Annotated in this window: 16 protein-coding genes; 5 read left to right on the top strand and 11 right to left on the bottom strand. The window is 61.4% G+C overall.

Translation table 11 applies throughout. From position 1 onward, the window contains the following. Positions 1 to 303: 303 nt before the first annotated feature. The 8 genes from AC07YV_RS00295 to AC07YV_RS00260 all read right to left on the bottom strand — a co-directional run bounded on the left by AC07YV_RS00295 (position 304) and on the right by AC07YV_RS00260 (position 8,517). A complete protein-coding gene (locus AC07YV_RS00295) occupies positions 304 to 1,893 on the bottom strand; it encodes an AAA family ATPase (RefSeq protein ID WP_102698574.1) in 1,590 nt (529 codons plus the stop codon). 10 nt (positions 1,894 to 1,903) lie between these two features. Then, on the bottom strand, positions 1,904 to 3,004 hold the full coding sequence (gene aroB, locus AC07YV_RS00290; protein ID WP_007975598.1) for a 3-dehydroquinate synthase: 1,101 nt from the start codon (positions 3,002 to 3,004) through the stop codon (positions 1,904 to 1,906). 150 nt (positions 3,005 to 3,154) lie between these two features. Further along, positions 3,155 to 3,673, bottom strand: coding sequence for a shikimate kinase AroK (gene aroK, locus AC07YV_RS00285; RefSeq protein ID WP_015093141.1), 519 nt, complete (start codon positions 3,671 to 3,673; stop codon positions 3,155 to 3,157). A gap of 4 nt (positions 3,674 to 3,677) precedes the next feature. Beyond that, the gene (locus AC07YV_RS00280) at positions 3,678 to 5,729 is read right to left on the bottom strand and encodes a type IV pilus secretin PilQ (RefSeq protein WP_102698573.1); all 2,052 of its coding nucleotides are present in this window, start codon (positions 5,727 to 5,729) and stop codon (positions 3,678 to 3,680) included. Positions 5,730 to 5,742: 13 nt separating this feature from the next. Further along, entirely contained in the window at positions 5,743 to 6,270 is a 528-nt protein-coding gene (locus AC07YV_RS00275) for a pilus assembly protein PilP (protein WP_102698572.1), read from the bottom strand. Beyond that, the gene (gene pilO / locus AC07YV_RS00270) at positions 6,267 to 6,890 is read right to left on the bottom strand and encodes a type 4a pilus biogenesis protein PilO (protein WP_102698571.1); all 624 of its coding nucleotides are present in this window, start codon (positions 6,888 to 6,890) and stop codon (positions 6,267 to 6,269) included. The genes AC07YV_RS00275 and pilO overlap by 4 nt, the downstream gene beginning before the upstream one ends. Then, positions 6,887 to 7,453 carry a PilN domain-containing protein gene (locus AC07YV_RS00265; protein WP_102698570.1) on the bottom strand — a complete coding sequence of 189 codons (567 nt, stop codon included), beginning with the start codon at positions 7,451 to 7,453 and terminating at the stop codon, positions 6,887 to 6,889. The genes pilO and AC07YV_RS00265 overlap by 4 nt, the downstream gene beginning before the upstream one ends. Continuing rightward, the gene (locus AC07YV_RS00260) at positions 7,453 to 8,517 is read right to left on the bottom strand and encodes a pilus assembly protein PilM (RefSeq protein ID WP_102698569.1); all 1,065 of its coding nucleotides are present in this window, start codon (positions 8,515 to 8,517) and stop codon (positions 7,453 to 7,455) included. Before AC07YV_RS00260 ends, AC07YV_RS00265 begins: the two co-directional genes overlap by 1 nt. Before the next feature lie 213 nt (positions 8,518 to 8,730). On the opposite strand from AC07YV_RS00260, the gene AC07YV_RS00255 reads away from it, so the two are divergent. Beyond that, positions 8,731 to 11,172, top strand: a complete 2,442-nt coding sequence (locus AC07YV_RS00255) for a penicillin-binding protein 1A (protein WP_102698568.1) — start codon at positions 8,731 to 8,733, stop codon at positions 11,170 to 11,172. 267 nt (positions 11,173 to 11,439) lie between these two features. Here the strand turns inward: AC07YV_RS00255 and AC07YV_RS00250 are convergent, their stop codons facing one another. The 3 genes from AC07YV_RS00250 to rpmE all read right to left on the bottom strand — a co-directional run bounded on the left by AC07YV_RS00250 (position 11,440) and on the right by rpmE (position 13,934). Then, positions 11,440 to 12,708: a malic enzyme-like NAD(P)-binding protein gene (locus AC07YV_RS00250; protein ID WP_007989306.1), complete on the bottom strand. Its 1,269-nt coding sequence runs from the start codon at positions 12,706 to 12,708 to the stop codon at positions 11,440 to 11,442. A 183-nt stretch (positions 12,709 to 12,891) separates the two neighbouring features. Next, positions 12,892 to 13,680, bottom strand: coding sequence for a thermonuclease family protein (locus AC07YV_RS00245; RefSeq protein ID WP_102698567.1), 789 nt, complete (start codon positions 13,678 to 13,680; stop codon positions 12,892 to 12,894). Positions 13,681 to 13,715: 35 nt separating this feature from the next. After that, complete coding sequence (gene rpmE, locus AC07YV_RS00240) at positions 13,716 to 13,934, bottom strand: 50S ribosomal protein L31 (protein WP_008047849.1); 219 nt, start codon at positions 13,932 to 13,934, stop codon at positions 13,716 to 13,718. Positions 13,935 to 14,224: 290 nt separating this feature from the next. Between rpmE and AC07YV_RS00235 the strand changes: the two genes are divergently transcribed. From AC07YV_RS00235 to hslV, 4 genes are all read left to right on the top strand, one after another. Next, the gene (locus AC07YV_RS00235; RefSeq protein WP_102698566.1) at positions 14,225 to 16,444 is read left to right on the top strand and encodes a primosomal protein N'; all 2,220 of its coding nucleotides are present in this window, start codon (positions 14,225 to 14,227) and stop codon (positions 16,442 to 16,444) included. A 218-nt stretch (positions 16,445 to 16,662) separates the two neighbouring features. Further along, a complete protein-coding gene (gene argS / locus AC07YV_RS00230; RefSeq protein ID WP_102698565.1) occupies positions 16,663 to 18,399 on the top strand; it encodes an arginine--tRNA ligase in 1,737 nt (578 codons plus the stop codon). 1 nt (position 18,400) lies between these two features. Beyond that, positions 18,401 to 19,108: an SPOR domain-containing protein gene (locus tag AC07YV_RS00225; RefSeq protein WP_095942351.1), complete on the top strand. Its 708-nt coding sequence runs from the start codon at positions 18,401 to 18,403 to the stop codon at positions 19,106 to 19,108. 247 nt (positions 19,109 to 19,355) lie between these two features. Next, positions 19,356 to 19,886, top strand: coding sequence for an ATP-dependent protease subunit HslV (gene hslV, locus AC07YV_RS00220; protein ID WP_007975582.1), 531 nt, complete (start codon positions 19,356 to 19,358; stop codon positions 19,884 to 19,886). The last annotated feature ends 27 nt before the right edge of the window (positions 19,887 to 19,913 follow it).

Raw genomic sequence — 19,913 nt, 5'->3', positions numbered from 1 at the left:
CAATTCAACCACTTGCCATCCGCGCCGAACGTACGCCAGCTTTGCGGGGACAAAAGGGAGGTCATTGTACACACCGACACTTGGCCTCACAAATTTGACGACGAAATGTCGCAAATCTATGTCGCATTTGTGAAAGGTTTAAAGCGATATGCTGTGCTAGTCAAAACTTTTTTAATTTTGACCGCAACGACTCAAAGACTACTGTGACGCAGACACCACAAGGCACGCAGCCCGGAAGGTTGCGCGCACTTGTAGAAATTTTGAGGTGCTTGGAGAGGCGGCCTGGGTAAGGCCGCCGAATCTTCAGCGAGTTGTTGCCAGTTCCTGTTGGACGCTGGCGACAGTGCGAGGCCAAGGTTTACCAGCCTGAACCTTCGCTGGCAAGGCCTTGATGGCGGAAACGGCTGCATCACGATTGGCGAAGTTGCCATAGGTGATCACGTAGAGCGGCTTGCCATTGAGGACTTTCTTGAAATAACGGTACTCGCCGCCCTGCTCCTTGACGAAGCTTTGTGCGGCAGTTTCGGAGCTGGTGCCGAGGATTTGCACCACGTAGTTGCCCGGTGCCTGACCGGCGTACCAGGTGCCACCCGCCGCCTTGGCCGTAGGAGCCGGTTTCTCGGCAGGCTTGGCCGCCGCAGCAACGGCTGGCTTGGCTGGCGCAGGGGCTGGCTTGGCCACTGGAGCAGGCGCTGGCTTGGCCGTGGCGACCTGAGTCGGCGCAGGTGCAGGCTTGGCCGCTGGTGTCGGCGCAGGGCCGGCAGGAACGCCCACAGGCGGCGCGGTGGTGGTCACCGTCGGTGGTGTGGCGCTGGAGCCTTCAACCGGAACGCCGTCGTCGCCTTCGGTGATGCCGCCTGCGGCTTCAGCCAGCGGGGCGCGCATGACCGGTTGCGAGTTACCGACCAACGGCAACGGCATCGGCTGGGTGTTGCCGGCGAATTCCACGGCCGGAGCACCGCCATTCGCGGTTGGCTGGCCCTGGCCAAGCGGCAGTTGCGCCTGTTCATTGGCGGGCGCACCGGTGGTCGGTGCCTTGTTGCGACCCGGCATCATCCAGGCGGCAGCTACCGCAACCACGACAACGGCGGAAATCGCCAATACGTGTTTCTTCGGCATATTGAACCCCATTTTTGGACGCTTGACCGCAGAGCGGCTGGCGATCATGGCTTCGATCATTGCATCGCGGGCGACCTGATTGATGCTGCCAGGCCAACCTTCGGAGCTTTCGTGAATATCAGAGATCTGATCCGCGGTGAAAAGTTCGATGCCGCGGCCAGCGCCCTCGAGCCGCTGCTCCAGATACTCGCGGGTTTCGTCCTCGGTATAGGGCTGCAGTTCGATGACGTGGAAACGCTCTTCCTCGAGATGCAAAGCCTCAAGCTGAGCGATCAGCGCGGTCTCACCGAACAGGAATACATGCGGGCGACCTTCAGGCGCGCCGGCCGCCAGGACCATCAGAACCTCAAGGGCGGACTCATCGAGCTGTTCGGCGTCATCGACCAGCAAATAGACTTCCTGGCCGGTGAGTGCAAGCTGCACCACCTGGGCCAGGATAGCGTCGGCATCCGCCTGGGCGACATTCAGCGCCTGGGCCACCTGACGCAGCACCCCGGCCGCATCGCCGGCGCCACGGGCGGACACCACCACACTTTGTACCGACTGCTTGTTGGTGCTGGCGACCAGAGCCTGACGCAACAAGGTCTTGCCACTGCCCTCGGGGCCAGTGACGACCAGCAGCAGCTGACTGTAGCGGGCCAGGTGATGCAACTGTCCCAGCACGGGTTTGCGCTGGGCCGGGAAAAATTTGAAGCCAGGCACCCGTGGAGCAAAAGGGTCATGACTCAACTGGTAATGGCCGAGGAAAGCCTCGTCGGCATGCAAACTAGTCATCGTGTTCTTATTAACCTTTAAGCTGAGCCAGGGCGCGGTAGTCTGCCCCCAGCGTGGCCTGTAGAACCTCTTTCGGATAATCGTCGGTCACCACCGCTTCACCCATGTGGCGCAGCAGCACCAGGCGCAAACGACCGTCGATCACTTTTTTATCAATGGACATATGTTCGAGGAAATCGGCTTCTGTCATCTCTTCTGGCGGAATGACCGGCAGCCCTGCACGCTGGAACAGACGAATACCGCGATCACGCTCCTGCTCGCTGATCCAGCCCAGTCGCGCGGACATTTCCAGCGCCATCACGGTGCCAGCAGCCACCGCTTCTCCATGTAGCCAGACACCATAGCCCATGTGGGTTTCGATGGCGTGGCCAAAAGTGTGGCCCAGGTTCAACGTGGCACGAACGCCCGTCTCTTTCTCATCGGCACCGACCACCGCGGCCTTGGCCGCGCAGGAGCGCTCGATGGCATAGGTCAGGGCTTGCTGGTCCAGGTTGCGCAGGCGGTCGACGTTGTCTTCGAGCCAGGTCAGGAACGGCTCATCACAGATCAGCCCGTACTTGATGACTTCCGCCAGACCGGCGGACAGTTCGCGCGCCGGCAGGGTATTGAGGCTGGCGGTATCGATCAGCACCACGTTCGGCTGATAGAAGGCGCCGACCATGTTCTTGCCCAGCGGATGGTTGATCCCGGTCTTGCCGCCCACCGAGGAGTCGACCTGCGACAGCAGCGTGGTCGGAACCTGGATGAAATCGACGCCGCGCTGGTAGCAGGCGGCGGCAAAGCCGGCCATGTCACCGATCACACCGCCACCGAGGGCGATTACCGTGGTGCGGCGATCATGCCGCGCGGTCAGCAGACCGTCGAAAATCAGTTGCAGGGTTTCCCAGGTCTTGAAGGCTTCACCGTCGGGCAGCACCACGGAAATCACCGAGAACTGCGCCAGGCTGCGGGTCAGACGCTCGAGATAGAGCGGTGCAACAGTCTCGTTGGAGATGATCGCTACTTGCCGTCCACGAATGTGCGGGGCCAGCAGCTCAGGCTGATCCAACAAACCTTCGCCAATATGAATCGGGTAGCTGCGCTCGCCTAGATCGACCTTGAGTGTCTGCATGTGTCCCCACAGTGAAGATGAATCAGGCGTCCTGCCTTGAGTTAACGAATATCCACGGCATCTGCTGGTGTGACGCCGTTCGGTAGCCATCCGCCACAACCTTGAGCGGTCATGGCGAGACGCCGAGGATAGCGCATTTCGCGCGGCGCTTTAACGGGGTGGCAACTGCTGCAGGCGCTCTAGAATGTCGAGTACGACCATTCGCGGCGGTCGCTCATCGGTTTCGACCACCAGGTCGGCAATTTCCCGGTAAAGCGGATCGCGGATCGCCAACAGGTCCCGCAGGGTCTTGGCCGGATCGGCGGTACGCAACAATGGCCGATTGCGGTCACGGGCCGTGCGGCCGACCTGCTGCTCGACCGACGCATGCAGATAAACCACCCGCCCACCGGCATGCAGTGCCCGACGATTGGCTTCGCGCATGACCGCGCCCCCACCTGTCGCCAGCACCACTCCGTCGTAATCGCACAGCTCGGCAATCATTGCCTGCTCGCGATCACGAAAGCCCGGTTCGCCTTCTTTATCGAAGATCCAAGGGATATTGGCGCCCGTGCGCAATTCAATTTCCTTATCGGAATCTTTGAATGGCAGGCGCAGCTCTTTGGCCAGCAACCGGCCGATGGTGCTTTTTCCAGCACCCATCGGTCCTACAAGAATCAAATTTCGCACAGAATCAATGACTCACAGCAATCGCCTGATTATTCATGATACGCGGAGTGAGGAATACCAACAGCTCGGATTTTTTCTCCGAAACCACATCACGCCGGAAAAGGCGGCCAAGATACGGCACATCGCCAAGAAATGGCACCTTATCTACGACCTTGCTCTGAGTATTTGAGAAAACGCCGCCAATGACGATGGTCTCGCCATCGTTGACCAGGACCTTGGCGTTGACTTCGTTTTTCTTGATCGGCGGTACATCCTGGACCTTGTTCAGGTAGTCCGGCTCGTCCTTGGTCACCTTCACCTCCATGATGATCCGGTTGTCGGGCGTGATCTGCGGCGTCACCTCCAGCGACAGCGAGGCCTCCTTGAACGACACCGAAGTCGCGCCACTGGAACTGGCCTCCTGATAGGGAATCTCGGTGCCCTTGAGGATCTTGGCGGTTTCCTTGTCGGACGTGACCACCTTGGGTTGCGAGACGATTTCGCCGTTGCCGGTTTTCTCCATGGCCGTCAGTTCCAGGTCCAGCAAGACGTTATCGGTGATGAACGCGATGCCGATTCCCGAGGTGTTGTTGGCGACGCCCATGTCGACGAACGGTGAGTTGGTGCTGGTACTGCCGGGCGTGCCGATGGTCGATGAACCGTTGAGTCCATTGCTGACACCGGAGGTGTTCCAGTTGCCCCTGTTCTGTATCGATCCGCCCCAGCGCACCCCGAGGCTTTTGTCATAGTCGACGTTGGCTTCGACAATGCGCGCCTCGATCATGACCTGACGCACAGGGATATCCAGCTGCGTGACGATCCTGCGCAGCTCATCAAGCCGGTCCTGGGTCTGGTAGGCAATGATGTTGTTGGTGCGCTCGTCGACGGTGATCGACCCCCGTTCGTCGGGTTTCGCTTCGGCACTGGTCACCGACTGGAAGAGCTTGGCGATGTCCGCCGCCTTGGCGTAATTCACCTGCAACAGTTCCCGGCGCAACGGCGCCAGATCGGCAATCTGCTTTTGTGATTCCAGTTCCTGACGCTCACGAGCAGCAATTTCATCGGCCGGCGCAACAAGCAGGACATTACCGACCTTGCGCTTGTCCAGCCCCTTGGTTTTCAGCACCAGATCCAGCGCCTGATCCCACGGCACGTTCTGCAGGCGCAATGTGATGCCACCCTGCACCGTATCGCTGGCCACCAGATTGAGGTTGGTGAAATCGGCGATCAGTTGCAGCACCGAGCGTACATCGATGTCCTGGAAATTCAGCGAAAGTTTCTCGCCGCTGTAGGCCTGTTGCCCGGCATTGCGCTTTTGCAGGTCGTCGACCGTCGCCGGGCGAACGCTGACGGTGAGTTTACTGTCGGTCTGATAAGTCGAGTAATCGAACGCACCACCGGGCTCGATGCTGATGGTGGCTCGATCGCCGCTTGCGCTGGCATTGACGAACTGCACGGGCGTGGCGAAATCCTTCACATCCAGACGCACGCGCAACGACTCGGGCAATCGGGTTTTGGCAAACCCGACAATAATCTTGCCCTCACGCTGTTGTATGTCGGGCGCAATCGATGGGTCCGACAAGTCGATCACCACGTTGCCCTCGCCCTGTGTGCCTCGCTGAAAATCCACACCCCGAATGGCCTTGCCTGGCGTCGCAGCGGCGCGTGCCGGGATTGCCGGGATTGCCGACGGTTTGACCCCCTGCCCGACTACCACCAGCAAATTGTTGCCTTCAATTCGCGAGTCGTACGGGGCCGACTGAGCCAGGTTGATGATCAATCGCGTACGGTCCCCGGCCTCCACCACCGTTGCACTGCGGGCATTTCCACTACCGAGATCGCGAGTCTTGCTGGCCAGTTGACTGGCGACACCCGGCAAATCCAGCGCAATCCGGGCCGGCGACTCAGTCATGTAGCCCTGAGGCAACGGGGGCGGCGCATCGAACGACAACTTCAACTCGACCCGGTCTCCCGGCAGCGCAGCGACATCCAGCGCCTTGAGATTGGCCGCTTGTACCATCGGCGACAACATCGCTATCCATAGCGAAAGGCCGAAGGCGGAGAAAATCCTGTTCATTATTCGGGTTCCACTATGAGTGCTCTTTTAAAGGGATGGTCCGGGGACGCTCCAGCCACGCGCCCTGACCATCAGGGACAATTTCAACCACATCGACTTGCGAACCACTGATCGCAACGACTCGTCCGTCATTACGCCCCAGGTAATCACCGACTTTCAGGCGGTGCACGCCACCCGCCCCGCGCAACAGGGCAAAGGAGCCCGTCGCATTGGAAAGGGTGCCGACCATTTCAAACTGCTCGATGTTGAAACCTTCGAGGTATTGCCTGACCCGGTCCGGGTCGGGCTTGACGTTGCGCGAACCCCGCCGATGGGCCGCCAGATCAGTGCTGACCTGTGGTGAAAACGGACTGCGCAGATTCCCTGCGTCGTAGGTGAATGTCGGGTAAGACCGGAATACCGGCGTTGGTTCAATACCGCCCGGCCCGCGCAGGCGTATCTCGCTCAGGTAGGCGTCCAGATCGCTGTAGTCATCGCCAGCGCCACAACCGGACAGAACAGACAGCAACAGCACCATCGGAATACAACGCGCCAGGGTCATTGATGCCGCCCCGTTTCGTTGTAGCGGTAGGTCTTGGCGAGGATGCTCAAGCGCAGTTTCGGAGCACCCTGGGGACTGACGGGGGCAAGGTCGAAATCGTGCAAGGTGACGATTCGCGGCAACCCGGCCACGCCACTGACGAAGGTGGCCAGGTCATGGTAGCCCCCGGTGACCGTGATCTGGATTGGCAACTCGATGTAAAACGGCTGGGCGACCTCCGGCAGCAACTTGATCTCCTCGAACTCCAGGCCACTGCCCAGACCTGTACGCGTGATGTCTTCCAGCAAGCCAGGCACTTCGGTGTCGCCGGGCAGTTGCCGCAACAGCACGCCGAAAGCGTTCTCCATCTCCTTCAACTGCTGGGTGTAGAGATCGAGATTCGCCGCCATGCGGACTTTGCCGGCGAACTGTTCCTTGAGCGTCAATTCTTCCTCGCGCTTCAAATCGAGCTGGTTCTCGAGGTCGCGAGTGGAAAAGTTGTAGCCCAAGGCCAGCACCACAAGCATGAGCAAACCGGCCACCAGACACTTGATCGCCGGCGGCCAGGCCCCCATGTTGTTGGTGTCCAGATCATTGATGTCGATCTTGCGCAGCCCTTCGAACCATTCGGACAGGCTCATTTGCCGCCCTCCGGTGCTGCGGGTTGAGTCTGGCGAACGCTCAACTGGAAGACGTTGGCCTGCTCCACCTGACCGACAGCTGCGGCCTTGACTTCGGTCAGGCTCGGCGCATCGAACCAGTCTGATGCCTCGAGGTTGCGCATCAAGTCTGAAACACGGTTGTTGGATTGCGCGGCACCGGTGATGGACAAGGTCTTTCCGGTCATTCTCACTTCGGTGAAATACACGCCCTCAGGCAGTGCCCGCGCCAGCTGGTCAAATATTCGCCCGCTGATTTGGCGGTTGTCTTGCAGGCCCTGGATGATTCGCATGCGCTCGACCAGTTGCTGGCGGCGCGCCTTGAGATCATTGATCTGCGTGATCCGCTCATCGACCACGGCGATTTGCCTGCCGATGTAATCGTTACGGGCGATTTGCCGGTCGATGGCACGGCTGATGGCCTGGTTGGCAACCAGCACCGCGCCCATCGTGCCCGCCATAGCGGCCACCAAGACCAGCAGGAAGCGTTTGCGGCGGACTTCACGCCGCTCCTCGCGCCAGGGTAAAAGGTTGATCCGTGCCATCAGTCGAAGCTCCTGAGGGCAAGACCACAGGCGATCATCAACGCCGGGGCGTCACTCGCCAGGGCAGCACCGTTGACCTTGCTGCCCAGCGTCATTGCGGAAAAAGGGTTCGCGATCAGGGTCGGCGTGCCCAATTGCTGCTCGACCAAACGGTCCAGCCCCGGGACCGACGCGGTACCGCCAGCCAGCAGGATATGGTCGACAGCGCCGTACTGACCGGCGGCAAAGAAGAACTGCAGCGAGCGCGACACCTGCTGCACCAGTGCCTGTTGAAAGGGCTGCAGGACCTCACCGGCATAATCATCCGGCAGGCCGCCCTTCCTTTGCGCAAGACTCGCCTGCTCCAGCGTCAGGCCATAGCGACGCTGGATTTCCCCGGTCAACTGCCGACCGCCGAACAGTTGCTCACGGGTGTAGATAATCCGCCCGTTGTGCAACACGCTCAGGGTGGTCATGGTGGCGCCGACATCCACCACTGCGACCGTCAAAGGCCCCTCGGAAACCGCAAACCGACTGGCCAGCAACCCGAATGAACGCTCCAGAGCGTAGGCCTCGACATCGACTACGCGGGCGGTCAGCCCGGCCAGAGCCAGGGCGGCCTCGCGGACCTCGACGTTTTCCTTGCGGCAAGCCGCGAGCAATACGTTGACCCGCTCCGGGTTGCGCGCGGAGGCCCCCTGGGCTTCAAAGTCGATCGCAACTTCATCCAGGGGATAAGGAATGTATTGATCAGCCTCGATCTTCAGTTGGCTTTCCATCTCGTCTTCGGAAAGTCCAGCATCCATCTCGATGATCTTGGTGATCACCGCCGAGCCTGCCACAGCGACGGCCACACCCTTGAGGCCGGTTCTGGCCCTGGTCAGCGCGCGCGCGAGGGCCAGCCCCACGCCTTCGAGGTCAGCGATGTTCTTTTCGATCACCGCGCCGACCGGCAACGGCTCGACCGCATAAGCCTCGACCCGGAAGCGTTCGCCCTGACGGCTCAATTCCAGAAGCTTTACCGAGGTAGAGCTGATATCGATTCCGAGGAGCGTACTGGATTTTTTGTTGAAGAGTCCTGGCACTACCAATTCCCTATGACTTTCCGTGAGTTACGGACTCTGCAATGTCCATTGCGTTCAATCCGCCCGTCTTGACAGCAGCGCCAACCGCGCTCCCGATCAGAAAAATGCTTATAATGCCCAGCGTTTTTTTCCGCATTTGCTCAAGCGCGGGTCGTTCTCATTTAGCCTGAACCCTGTTGCCCAATTCATTTTTGCCCTGGATATCCAAAAGCCTTGATTCGTCTGCTGAAGTTTTTCGGTTGGTCCATCGTCGCGGTTTTCTGCGGACTCCTTCTGGGTCTGAGCGGGGCGTACCTCTACCTTAGTCCCGGGCTGCCGTCCGTGGAGGCGCTGAGAAGCATCCAGTTGCAGATTCCTTTGCGGGTCTACAGCAGCGATAACAAGTTGATTGCAGAGTTCGGCGAAATGCGCCGCACACCGATCCGTTTCGCCGACATTCCCCCCAATTTCATTAATGCGTTACTAAGTGCTGAAGACGACAATTTCGCCAACCACTACGGCGTCGATCCCAGCAGCCTGATGCGTGCCGCGACCCAACTGGTCAAAAGCGGACACATCCAGTCCGGTGGCAGCACGATCACCATGCAGGTGGCGAAGAACTTCTTCCTGACCAGCGAACGCAGCTTTTCGCGCAAGACCACCGAAATCCTGCTGGCCCTGCAGATCGAACGACAGCTGACCAAGGACGAGATCCTCGAGCTGTACGTCAACAAGATCTACCTGGGTAACCGTGCCTACGGCATCGAGGCGGCGGCGCAGGTCTATTACGGCAAATCGATCCGCGATGTCAGCCTGGCGCAGATGGCAATGATTGCCGGCCTGCCCAAGGCGCCGTCGCGCTTCAACCCGCTGGCCAACCCGGCGCGCAGCAAGGAACGTCGCGACTGGATCCTGGGGCGCATGTACAAGCTCGGCAAAATCACCGAGGCCGATTACACCGCCGCGATCAACGAGCCGCTGAACGCCAGCTATCACGTACCGACTCCGGAAGTGAACGCGCCGTACATCGCCGAAATGGCCCGTGCCGAAATGGTCGGGCGTTATGGCAGCGACGCGTATACCGAAGGCTTCCGCGTCACCACCACGGTGCCGAGCGACCTCCAGGAACTGGCCAACACCGCAGTCCACGAAGGCCTGATGACCTACGATCAGCGCCACGGCTATCGCGGCCCCGAGTCGCGGCTTCCGGGCAAGACGCGTGAAGCCTGGGTAACCGAACTGACCAAGCAACGCACCATCAGCGGCCTGGAACCGGCGATCGTGACCCAGGTCGACAAGAGCGGCCTGCAAGTGCTGACCCGCACCGGCCAGGAACACGTCAGCTGGGACACCATGAAGTGGGCCCGTCCGTTCCTGAACACCAACAGCATGGGCGCCAACCCCAAGCAGCCTTCGGACGTGGCCCAGGTCGGTGACCTGATTCGCGTGCAGCGTCAGCCGGACAACTCGCTGAAGTTCAGCCAGATCCCGCAGGCCCAGGGCGCGCTGGTGTCCCTGGACCCACAGAACGGTGCCATTCGCGCCCTGGTCGGCGGCTTCGCTTTCGAACAGAGCAACTACAATCGCGCACTGCAGGCCAAGCGCCAGCCGGGCTCGAGCTTCAAACCGTTCGTCTACGCCGCCGCACTGGATAACGGCTACACCGCCTCCAGCCTGGTGAACGATGCCCCGATTGTGTTCGTCGACGAGTACCTGGACAAAGTCTGGCGACCGAAAAACGACACCAACACCTTCCTCGGCCCGATCCGCCTGCGTGAAGCGCTGTACAAGTCGCGCAACCTGGTGTCGATCCGCTTGCTGCAAGCAATGGGCGTTGGCAAGACCATCGACTACATCGCTCGCTTCGGCTTCAACAAACAGGACCTGCCACCCAACCTGTCCCTGGCGCTGGGCACCGCGACCCTGACGCCAATGGAGATCGCTACCGGCTGGAGCACCTTCGCCAACGGCGGCTACAAGATCACCCCGTACATCATCGACAGGATTGAAAGCCGCAACGGCGACACGCTGTTCGTCGCCAATCCGGCGAGCGTGCCTCAGGGCGGCGCTGCCAGCGATGGCATTGCCGCACCAGCGGCTCAAGCCTTCACGGTCAATGCGACGCCGGGCGAAGCCCCGGGCACTGTGCCGACACCACAAGCTCCCGCCGTGGCCGAACGCATCGTTGACGGGCGCACCACGTACATCCTCAACAGCATGCTTGAGGACGTGATCAAGCTCGGCACCGGTCGCCGCGCACTGGCCCTGGGCCGCCCTGACATTGCCGGCAAGACCGGTACGACCAACGAATCCAAGGACGCCTGGTTCTCCGGTTACAACGCCGATTACGTGACCACCGTGTGGACTGGTTTCGACCAGCCGGAAAGCCTGGGCCGCAAGGAATTCGGCGGCACCGTCGCGCTGCCGATCTGGATGAACTACATGGGCGCTGCACTCAAAGGCAAGCCGCCGCATACCCAAGCGGAGCCGGAAGGCCTCCTCAGCCTGCGAGTCGATCCGGTCAGCGGTCGCGCAGCCAGCCCGGGCACACCAGGCGCCTACTTCGAGCTGTTCAAGGCCGAAGATACGCCGCCGTCGGGCAACGAGCTCGGCAACGGCAATGCGCCGGGCAGTCCGCTGCCGGCAGATGAAGCTGCGCCGATCGATTTGTTCTGATTGCAGCAATATTGAAAAGCCCCGCCTACGAAAGAAGAGCGGGGCTTTTTTGTGCCTGCCGGTTTTGATGTTGTCTGGTCCGGCCTCTTCGCGAGCAAGCTCGCTCCCACAAGAATCAGCGGCGTACATAAATTCGATGTACACCATCGCCCACTGTGGGAGCGAGCTTGCTCGCGAAGAGGCCCTGACAGGTGGCACAAAACTGTCAGGCACAAAAAAGCCCCGACTCTCGCAAGCCGGGGCTTTTCGTTGAAACGTTACAACGGCTTAGCCGTTGAACACATCATCCACGCTTTTCAGCGGATAGTTCTTCGGATACGGCAGGGTCGCCACGCCGGTCTCGATGGCGGCTTTGGCCACGGCATCGGAGATCAGGGTGATCAGACGGGCATCCATTGGCTTCGGAATGATGTACTCACGGCCGAATTCCAGCTTGATGCCGCCGTAGGCGTCGCACACTTCCTGAGGCACTGGCAGCTTGGCCAGTTCACGCAGGGCGTTGGCCGCAGCGACTTTCATTTCTTCGTTGATGCGCTTGGCGCGAACGTCCAGGGCACCACGGAAGATGAACGGGAAGCCCAGTACGTTGTTGACCTGGTTCGGGTAGTCGGAACGACCGGTAGCCATGATCACGTCGCTACGGGTGGCGTGTGCCAGCTCCGGGGAGATTTCCGGATCAGGGTTGGAGCACGCGAACACGATCGGGTTGGCCGCCATGGACAGCAGGCCTTCAGGGCTCAGCAGGTTCGGGCCGGACAGGCCTACGAACACGTCAGCGCCTTGCAGGGCGTCAGCCAGGGTGCGCTTGTCGGTCGCGTGAGCGAACACAGCCTTGTACTGGTTCAGGTCGTCACGACCGGAGTGGATCACACCGGTACGGTCGACCATGTAGATGTTTTCGATGTTGGCGCCCATGCTCACCAGCAACTTCATGCAGGAGATGGCGGCGGCGCCGGCGCCCAGGCAGACGATCTTGGCTTCCGGCAGGGTTTTGCCAGCGATTTCCAGGGCGTTGATCATGCCGGCCGCGGTCACGATAGCGGTGCCGTGCTGGTCATCGTGGAATACCGGAATATCGCACTGCTCGATCAGGGCGCGTTCGATTTCAAAGCACTCGGGTGCCTTGATGTCTTCCAGGTTGATGCCACCGAAGGTGATGGAGATGCGCTTGACGGTGTCGATGAAGGCCTGCGGGCTTTCGGAGTCGACTTCGATGTCGAAAACGTCGATGCCGGCGAAGCGCTTGAACAGTACGCCTTTACCTTCCATCACTGGCTTGGAGGCCAATGGGCCGAGGTTACCCAGGCCGAGAATCGCGGTGCCATCGGAAATGACTGCAACCAGGTTGCCTTTGCCGGTGTACTTGTAGGCCAGCTCGGGATCGCGGGCGATCTCGCGTACTGGCTCGGCTACGCCCGGGCTGTAGGCCAGCGACAGGTCGCGAGCGGTAGCAGTGGCCTTGGTGAGCTCGACACTCAGCTTCCCTGGACGAGGATTGGCGTGATATTCGAGAGCGGCAGTTTTCAGATCAGACATTTTGGCATTCCGCTTTTTACTGTTGGACAGACTGGTCAGCGAGGATACGCGCCTCGCAAAGTCCCCACAAGACTGACTGGTCACCCCTGTCAAGCGCCCGCCCCTACGACTTTGGGCCAAGAGCCACGGCACACAAGGCCTGGACTGTTCACAATCGACGGAAAAAATGTCTACAATTTTTTATCACTGTACCGCTTGAAGCATCGCCGGGTCGGTCAAGGGCAACATCCAGCGCGCCTGCCCTGCTTTCAGTCCGCCACGTCGCGAACGATCCAGCACCCAGCCGCGCGCCTCGATCTGCTTGCCCTTGAGGCTTTCCAGCGAATTCACATCAAAACGCGCCAGCAGATTGGGTGCAACGCGCAATACAACCGAGTCCTGCAACTCGATCCAAACCCCACCTCGATTGCGCTGCACCTTGCTCACACGACCGCTGAGCACGGCAAAGCCGGAAGTGCTGATCTGCTCCGCTTTCAGTACAGGCGACTGGCGCCACACACCGAGCCCGGCCTGTCGAGCGTTGCGCTCTGCGGCTTGCTGACAGGCGACCAGATCGACGTTCGGCGCCACGGCCACCTGGAAACCCAGGCCTTCGGCAAGCATCTGCGCTTCGAGGTTGGCGCCATCTGCACCATAGACATGGGCCAGCGTGCGGCCGTAATGGTCCTTGCTTTCTTTGCCAGGCACCAACCCGACCCGCCCGTCACTCGCCGCCACCAATGCCTCAAGGCGCTTGCGCGCGGCCACGGCGAAGGGCTCGTCGGAACGGCCCTGCTTGCCCAGCTCCGGCGTGTTCAAGCCGATCATGCGCACATTGCGGCCATCGCTCAGACGCAGGGTGTCGCCATCCACCACCCGCTGCACCGCGACGGGTGTCAGGCCGCCTGGCGTTGGGCAAAAGGCCTGCGCGCCGGACAGCCAAATCGCGGACACAAAAAAGGCGCCCGCGAGGGACGCCTTTTTCATCAGCATGGAAAAACCGTAGCGGCTTCCCAAGTTGATCGGCCTTAGGCCTTTTTCGCGCCGAAAGCACCGAAACGGTCTGCGAAACGCTGAACGCGGCCGCCAGTGTCCAGAGTCTTCTGCTTACCGGTGTAGAACGGGTGGCATTCGTTGCAAACGTCGATCGCCAGGGCTTTGCCGAAGGTCGAACGGGTTTCGAACTTGTTGCCGCAGCTGCAGGTAACAGCAACTGCTGGGTATTCTGGATGGATATCCGCTTTCATGGTGTTTTCCTCAGGCTAGCGTGCCGCCACCCAACACTATTGTTGAATACCGCACGTAATTAGGCCGCGGATTCTACCAGACAATCCCGTTCACGCAAGCTGTCGCTTCTACCGACCGTCTGCTAGGCTCCCGGCCCAAAGCACATTCCCCTGTGGGAGCGAGCTTGCTCGCGATAGCGTCGTGTCAGGCAACATAAATGCTGACTGACAGGGCCTCATCGCGAGCAAGCTCGCTCACACAGGTTATGGGTCCAGCCTTTCATTTACTGCCCGCAAAGAGAATCCCCCGCGTGCCCGACGCCATTCTGCGCCTCGCCCTGCCTTCGCCGCTGCGCCGCCTGTTCGACTACCGCGCTCCGGCCGGCGTCCTGCGTGCCCAACTGCACCCCGGCATGCGCCTGAGGGTACCGTTCGGCCGACGCGAGATGATCGGGATCCTGGTGGAAGTCACCGATAGCAGCGAAGTGCCAGCCGAGAAACTCAAGCCGGCCCTGGCCCTGCTCGACACTACGCCACCCCTGCCGCCCGCGCTATTCAAGCTGTGCCTGTGGACCTCCCAGTATTACCAGCACAGCCTCGGCGACACCTTGAGCTGGGCGTTGCCGGTGCTGCTGCGCCAGGGTGAGCTGGCAGAAGCGCGCCAGGAACGCTTCTGGTCTGCCGCACCGGGCGCCAGCCTCGATGATCCGCGCATCGCCCGCGCCCCGCGCCAACGTGAAGCCCTTGCCACGCTGGCCCAACATCCCCACGGCGTCGCCCATCAGTTGTTGAGCAAACTGATGCTGAGCAAGGACAGCCTGGACTTGCTGCTGGCCAAGGAACTGGTGCAGGTCGAGATCCGTCGCCACGCCCCCGGCGCACGCCACGAACATTGGCTGGCGCAACCGGAACTGCCACTGAACCCGGAGCAGCGCGCCGCCTATGAGGCCATTCGCGCCGGCTTCGACAGTTACCACGCGTTCCTGCTGGCCGGCGTCACCGGCAGTGGCAAGACCGAAGTCTATCTGCAGTTGATCCGCGAAACCCTCGAGGCCGGCAAGCAGGCACTGGTGCTGATCCCGGAAATCAACCTCGGCCCGCAGACCCTGGCGCGCTTCGAACAGCGCTTCAATGCCCGCATCGCGCTGATCCATTCGGCGGTCAATGACCGCGAACGCCTCGATGCCTGGCTGGCCGCCCGTGACGGTGAGGCCGACATCATTATCGGCACCCGTTCGGCCCTGTTCACGCCGATGAAGAACCCCGGCCTGATCATCATCGACGAAGAGCACGACGGCTCCTATAAACAGCAGGAAGGCTTGCGCTACCACGCCCGCGATCTGGCGCTGGTGCGGGCGCGACAGGAAAACATCCCGATCGTCCTCGGCTCCGCCACGCCCTCGCTGGAAAGCCTGCACAACGCCTACACCGGCCGCTACGGGCTACTGCGCCTGAATGAGCGCGCCGGTGGCGCCAAGCAGCCGCGCTTCCTGCGCCTGGACGTGAAAAGCCGCCCGCTGGACAGCGGCATTTCCGGGCCGATGCAGCAAGCCATTGGCCAGACCCTGGCTGCCGGGCAGCAGGTACTGGTGTTCCTCAACCGCCGCGGCTTCGCCCCGACCCTGCTGTGTCACGATTGCGGCTGGATGTCCGAGTGCCAACGCTGCGATGCGCGAATGACCGTGCATCAGCGTTACGGCGAGCTGCGCTGCCACCACTGCGGCTACGTCGAACGCGTGCCGCGCCAGTGCCCGAAGTGCAACAAGGTCGATCTGCGCCCCGTCGGCGCCGGCACCGAACGGGCCGAGGAGCGCCTGGCGATTCTGTTCCCGGACTATCCGGTGCTGCGGGTCGACCGCGACAGCACATCGCGCAAGGACGCGATGAACCAGCTGTTCGCGACCATTCAGAAAGGCCAGCCGTGCATCCTGATCGGCACGCAAATGCTTGCCAAAGGCCACCACTTCCCAAGGGTGACGCTGGTGTCGATCCTCGACGCCGACGGCGGCCTGTTCTCCGGCGACTTCCGCGCCAGCGAACGCATGGCGCAGTTGATCGTCCAGGTCGCCGGCCGCGCAGGCCGCGCCGAAGAGCCGGGCAAAGTGATTATCCAGACGCACCTGGCCGACCACCCGCTGCTGGTGCAACTGACCGAGCAGGGCTATTTCGCTTTCGCCGAACAAGCCCTGAGCGAACGCCGCGCGGCTGGCCTGCCGCCGTTTGCGCATTTGGCGCTGCTGCGGGCCGAAGCGCATAAACCGGGTCAGGCCGAAGGTTTTCTCGATGAGGCGTGCAGCGAGGCCGAGCGTTTGCTGGCTGAACAGGGTTTGACCGGGATCGAACTGTTGGGGCCGGTGCCGGCGCCGATGGAGCGACGGGCCGGGCGTTATCGTGCGCAGTTGTTGTTGCAGGCTACGGCCCGGGCGCCGCTGCATCGGTTGCTGGCCAGTTGGTTGTTGGTGCTGGAGCAGATGCCGAGCGGGCGGGCGGTGCGCTGGTCTTTGGATGTCGATCCGGTGGATTTGTATTGAGATCAAAAGATCGCAGCCTTCGGCAGCTCCTACAGAGGGCTCGGCGTAAACCACCAACCATGTAGGAGCTGCCGAAGGCTGCGATCTTTGCTTCTTTTATCACCACACATCCACAACCTGCCTGCTAAGGTTGGCAAGCCCGTCTTCGCAACGGATAATGCCCAGTTTTTCCACCAGCGCATGATGCGCCGCCGCGCCTGCGGTCGAAAGAGAAGACCATGAAAGACACCATTCGCCAGCTGATCCAACAAGCCATCACCCAACTCGTCAACGAAGGTGTGTTGCCTGAAGGCCTGTCGCCGGCGATCCAGGTGGAAAACTCCCGCGACAAGAAGAACGGCGACTTCGCCAGCAACATTGCCATGATGCTGGCCAAACCGGCCGGCATGAAGCCCCGCGATCTGGCGGAAAAAATCATCGCCGCGCTGCCGGCTGACGAAAACGTTTCCAAGACCGAAATCGCAGGTCCCGGCTTCCTGAACTTCTTCCAGAACACCGACGCCCTGGCGACCCGCCTGGACGCCGCCCTGGCCGATGACCACATCGGCGTGCGCAAGGCCGGCCCGGTGCAGCGCACCGTGGTTGACCTGTCGGCACCGAACCTGGCCAAGGAGATGCACGTCGGCCACCTGCGCTCGACCATCATCGGCGACGGCGTGGCCCGCGTTCTCGAATTCCTCGGCGACACCGTGATCCGTCAGAACCACGTCGGCGACTGGGGCACCCAGTTCGGCATGCTGATGGCTTACCTGCAGGAAAACCCGATCACCAGCGACGAGCTGTCGGACCTGGAGAACTTCTACCGCGCCGCCAAGCAGCGCTTCGACGAATCCGAAGAGTTCGCCGACCGCGCACGGGGCCTGGTGGTCAAACTGCAAGCTGGCGACCCGGACTGCCTGGCGTTGTGGACCAAGTTCAAGGACATCTCGCTGTCCCACTGCCAGAAGATCTACGAACTGCTCAACGTCAAACTGACCATGGCCGACGTGATGGGCGAAAGTGCCTACAACGACGACCTGATCAACGTGGTCAACGATTTGAAGGCCGCTGGCATGCTGGTCGAGAGCAACGGCGCCCAGTGCGTGTTCCTCGACGAGTTCAAGAACGCCGACGGCGACCCGCTGCCGGTGATCATCGTCAAGGCGGACGGCGGCTACCTCTACGCCACCACCGACCTGGCGGCCGTGCGCTACCGCAGTGGCAAGCTCAAGGCCGATCGTGCGCTGTACTTCGTCGACCAGCGTCAGGCACTGCACTTCCAGCAGGTGTTTGCCGTGGCGCGCAAGGCCGGTTTCGTGACCCATCCGATGGAAATGGAACACATGGGCTTCGGCACCATGAACGGCGCTGACGGCCGTCCGTTCAAGACCCGTGATGGCGGCACCGTGAAGCTGATCGACCTGCTGACCGAAGCCCAGGAACGCGCCTACACCCTGGTCAAGGACAAGAACCCGGAGCTGGCCGAGGCCGAGTTGCGCAACATCGCCAAGGTCGTGGGCATCGGCGCAGTGAAATATGCCGACCTGTCCAAGCACCGCACCAGCGACTACAGCTTCAACTTCGACCTGATGCTCAACTTCGAAGGCAACACCGCACCCTACCTGCTGTACGCCTACACCCGCGTGGCCGGCGTGTTCCGCAAACTCGGCAAGGACTTCAGCGAAGTCGACGGCCAGATCGTCCTCGAAGCGACGCACGAACACGAACTGGCGGCGAAGCTCGCGCAGTTTGGCGAGATCCTGAACAACGTGTCCGAAAAAGGCACCCCGCACATCCTCTGTACTTACCTGTACGACGTCGCCGGCCTGTTCTCCAGCTTCTACGAGAACTGCCCGATCCTCGCCGCCGATACCCCGGCACAAATGCAGAGCCGCCTGCGCCTCGCCGCGCTGACCGGACGCACCCTCAAGCAAGGCCTGGAACTCTTGGGCCTGGAAACTCTGGAGCGTATGTAAGTTGGCTGCCAAGAAAAAACCTGCACCCAAGCGTGGCGCCAGCCGTTACCAAGCTCCTGCAAAGCAACCGATCCCGGGCTGGCTGTGGATGGCCATCGGCCTGACGGTCGGCGCGTTCATCGTGTTCCTGATGAAGCTGGAACCGGGCAAGGGCAGCGACACGGTCAAGCGTGAAAAAGTCGAGCAACAGCAGAAAGCCAGCAAGATCGCCGAGGCCAACAAGACCCCGCCGAGCCCGACACAACCGGTGAAGCCGAAGTACGACTTCTACACCTTGCTGCCGGAATCGGAAGTCATCGTGCCGCCGGATGCCGTGCCGGAAAAAACCCTGCCGACGCCGCAAGTGCCGGCCATCCCGACCACGCCGGTCACCCCGGCCGAAGCGGCGAAGATCGACACGGCTCGCGCCCAGGCAGCCCTGGCCGGGATCACGCCGCCGCCAGCGCCACCGGTCAAGGCTGCGCCTGTGACGAAGTTTTTCCTGCAGGCTGGCTCGTTCCGCAAAGAGACCGATGCGGACAAGGTTCGGGCGCAGATCATCCTGCTGGGCCAGGCTGTGGCGGTTGAGTCCGGGACGGTGAAGGACGAAACCTGGTATCGGGTGCTGGTCGGACCGTTCAGCAACCGTGAACAACTGACGACCGCCCAGAAACAACTGGCCGGCGCCGGCTTCAGCAATCTTTTGTTACAACAACGCCAGAGCCGCTAATCGACTGCCACAGGCACCGCGTCATCGTTCTTCGTCGGAACGCCGCCCGGAGCAAGCCCGCTCCCACATTCGACCGCGATCCAATGTGGGAGCGGGCTTGCTCGCGAAGGGGCCTTGGCAAACACCACAGCACCCGTCTGCCTCACACCACTCGTCCCCTCTCTCGCCTTACAGTTGAAAAACCCTCCACCACCCCCATATGAATGGGCATAAGGCATTTTCGCCCCGCTGCGTGGAGACTCTTCCCTTGACCACCATCGTTTCAGTTCGCCGCCACGGCAAAGTCGTCATGGGCGGCGACGGCCAGGTTTCCCTTGGTAATACCGTGATGAAAGGCAACGCGAAAAAAGTTCGCCGCCTGTACCACGGCCAGGTCATTGCCGGTTTTGCCGGTGCCACCGCCGACGCCTTTACCCTCTTCGAACGTTTCGAAGGCCAGCTTGAAAAACACCAGGGCCACCTGGTGCGCGCCGCCGTCGAACTCGCCAAGGAATGGCGCACCGACCGTTCCCTGAGCCGCCTCGAAGCCATGCTCGCGGTCGCCAACAAGGACGCCTCCCTGATCATTACCGGCAACGGTGACGTGGTCGAACCCGAAGACGGCCTGATCGCCATGGGTTCCGGTGGCGCCTACGCCCAGGCTGCGGCCAGCGCACTGTTGAAAAAAACCGACCTGTCAGCCCGGGAAATCGTCGAAACCGCCCTCGGCATCGCCGGCGACATCTGCGTATTCACCAACCACACCCAGACCATTGAGGAGCAGGACTGCGCCGAGTAAGCCCGTGCAGCCATCGCACCACGGCTC

This window comes from Pseudomonas sp. GW456-E7 (assembly GCF_059424105.1).
This window is presented reverse-complemented; position numbering and strand designations above follow the sequence as displayed.

Bases quoted from the DNA above. Each gene is read 5' to 3' on its own strand.
- AC07YV_RS00295 (WP_102698574.1), bottom strand. From the start codon at position 1,893: ATGACTAGTTTGCATGCCGACGAGGCTTTCCTCGGCCATTACCAGTTG.
- aroB (WP_007975598.1), bottom strand. From the start codon at position 3,004: ATGCAGACACTCAAGGTCGATCTAGGCGAGCGCAGCTACCCGATTCAT.
- AC07YV_RS00280 (WP_102698573.1), bottom strand. From the start codon at position 5,729: ATGAACAGGATTTTCTCCGCCTTCGGCCTTTCGCTATGGATAGCGATG.
- AC07YV_RS00275 (WP_102698572.1), bottom strand. From the start codon at position 6,270: ATGACCCTGGCGCGTTGTATTCCGATGGTGCTGTTGCTGTCTGTTCTG.
- pilO (WP_102698571.1), bottom strand. From the start codon at position 6,890: ATGAGCCTGTCCGAATGGTTCGAAGGGCTGCGCAAGATCGACATCAAT.
- AC07YV_RS00265 (WP_102698570.1), bottom strand. From the start codon at position 7,453: ATGGCACGGATCAACCTTTTACCCTGGCGCGAGGAGCGGCGTGAAGTC.
- AC07YV_RS00250 (WP_007989306.1), bottom strand. From the start codon at position 12,708: ATGTCTGATCTGAAAACTGCCGCTCTCGAATATCACGCCAATCCTCGT.
- AC07YV_RS00245 (WP_102698567.1), bottom strand. From the start codon at position 13,680: ATGCTGATGAAAAAGGCGTCCCTCGCGGGCGCCTTTTTTGTGTCCGCG.
- rpmE (WP_008047849.1), bottom strand. From the start codon at position 13,934: ATGAAAGCGGATATCCATCCAGAATACCCAGCAGTTGCTGTTACCTGC.
- argS (WP_102698565.1), top strand. From the start codon at position 16,663: ATGAAAGACACCATTCGCCAGCTGATCCAACAAGCCATCACCCAACTC.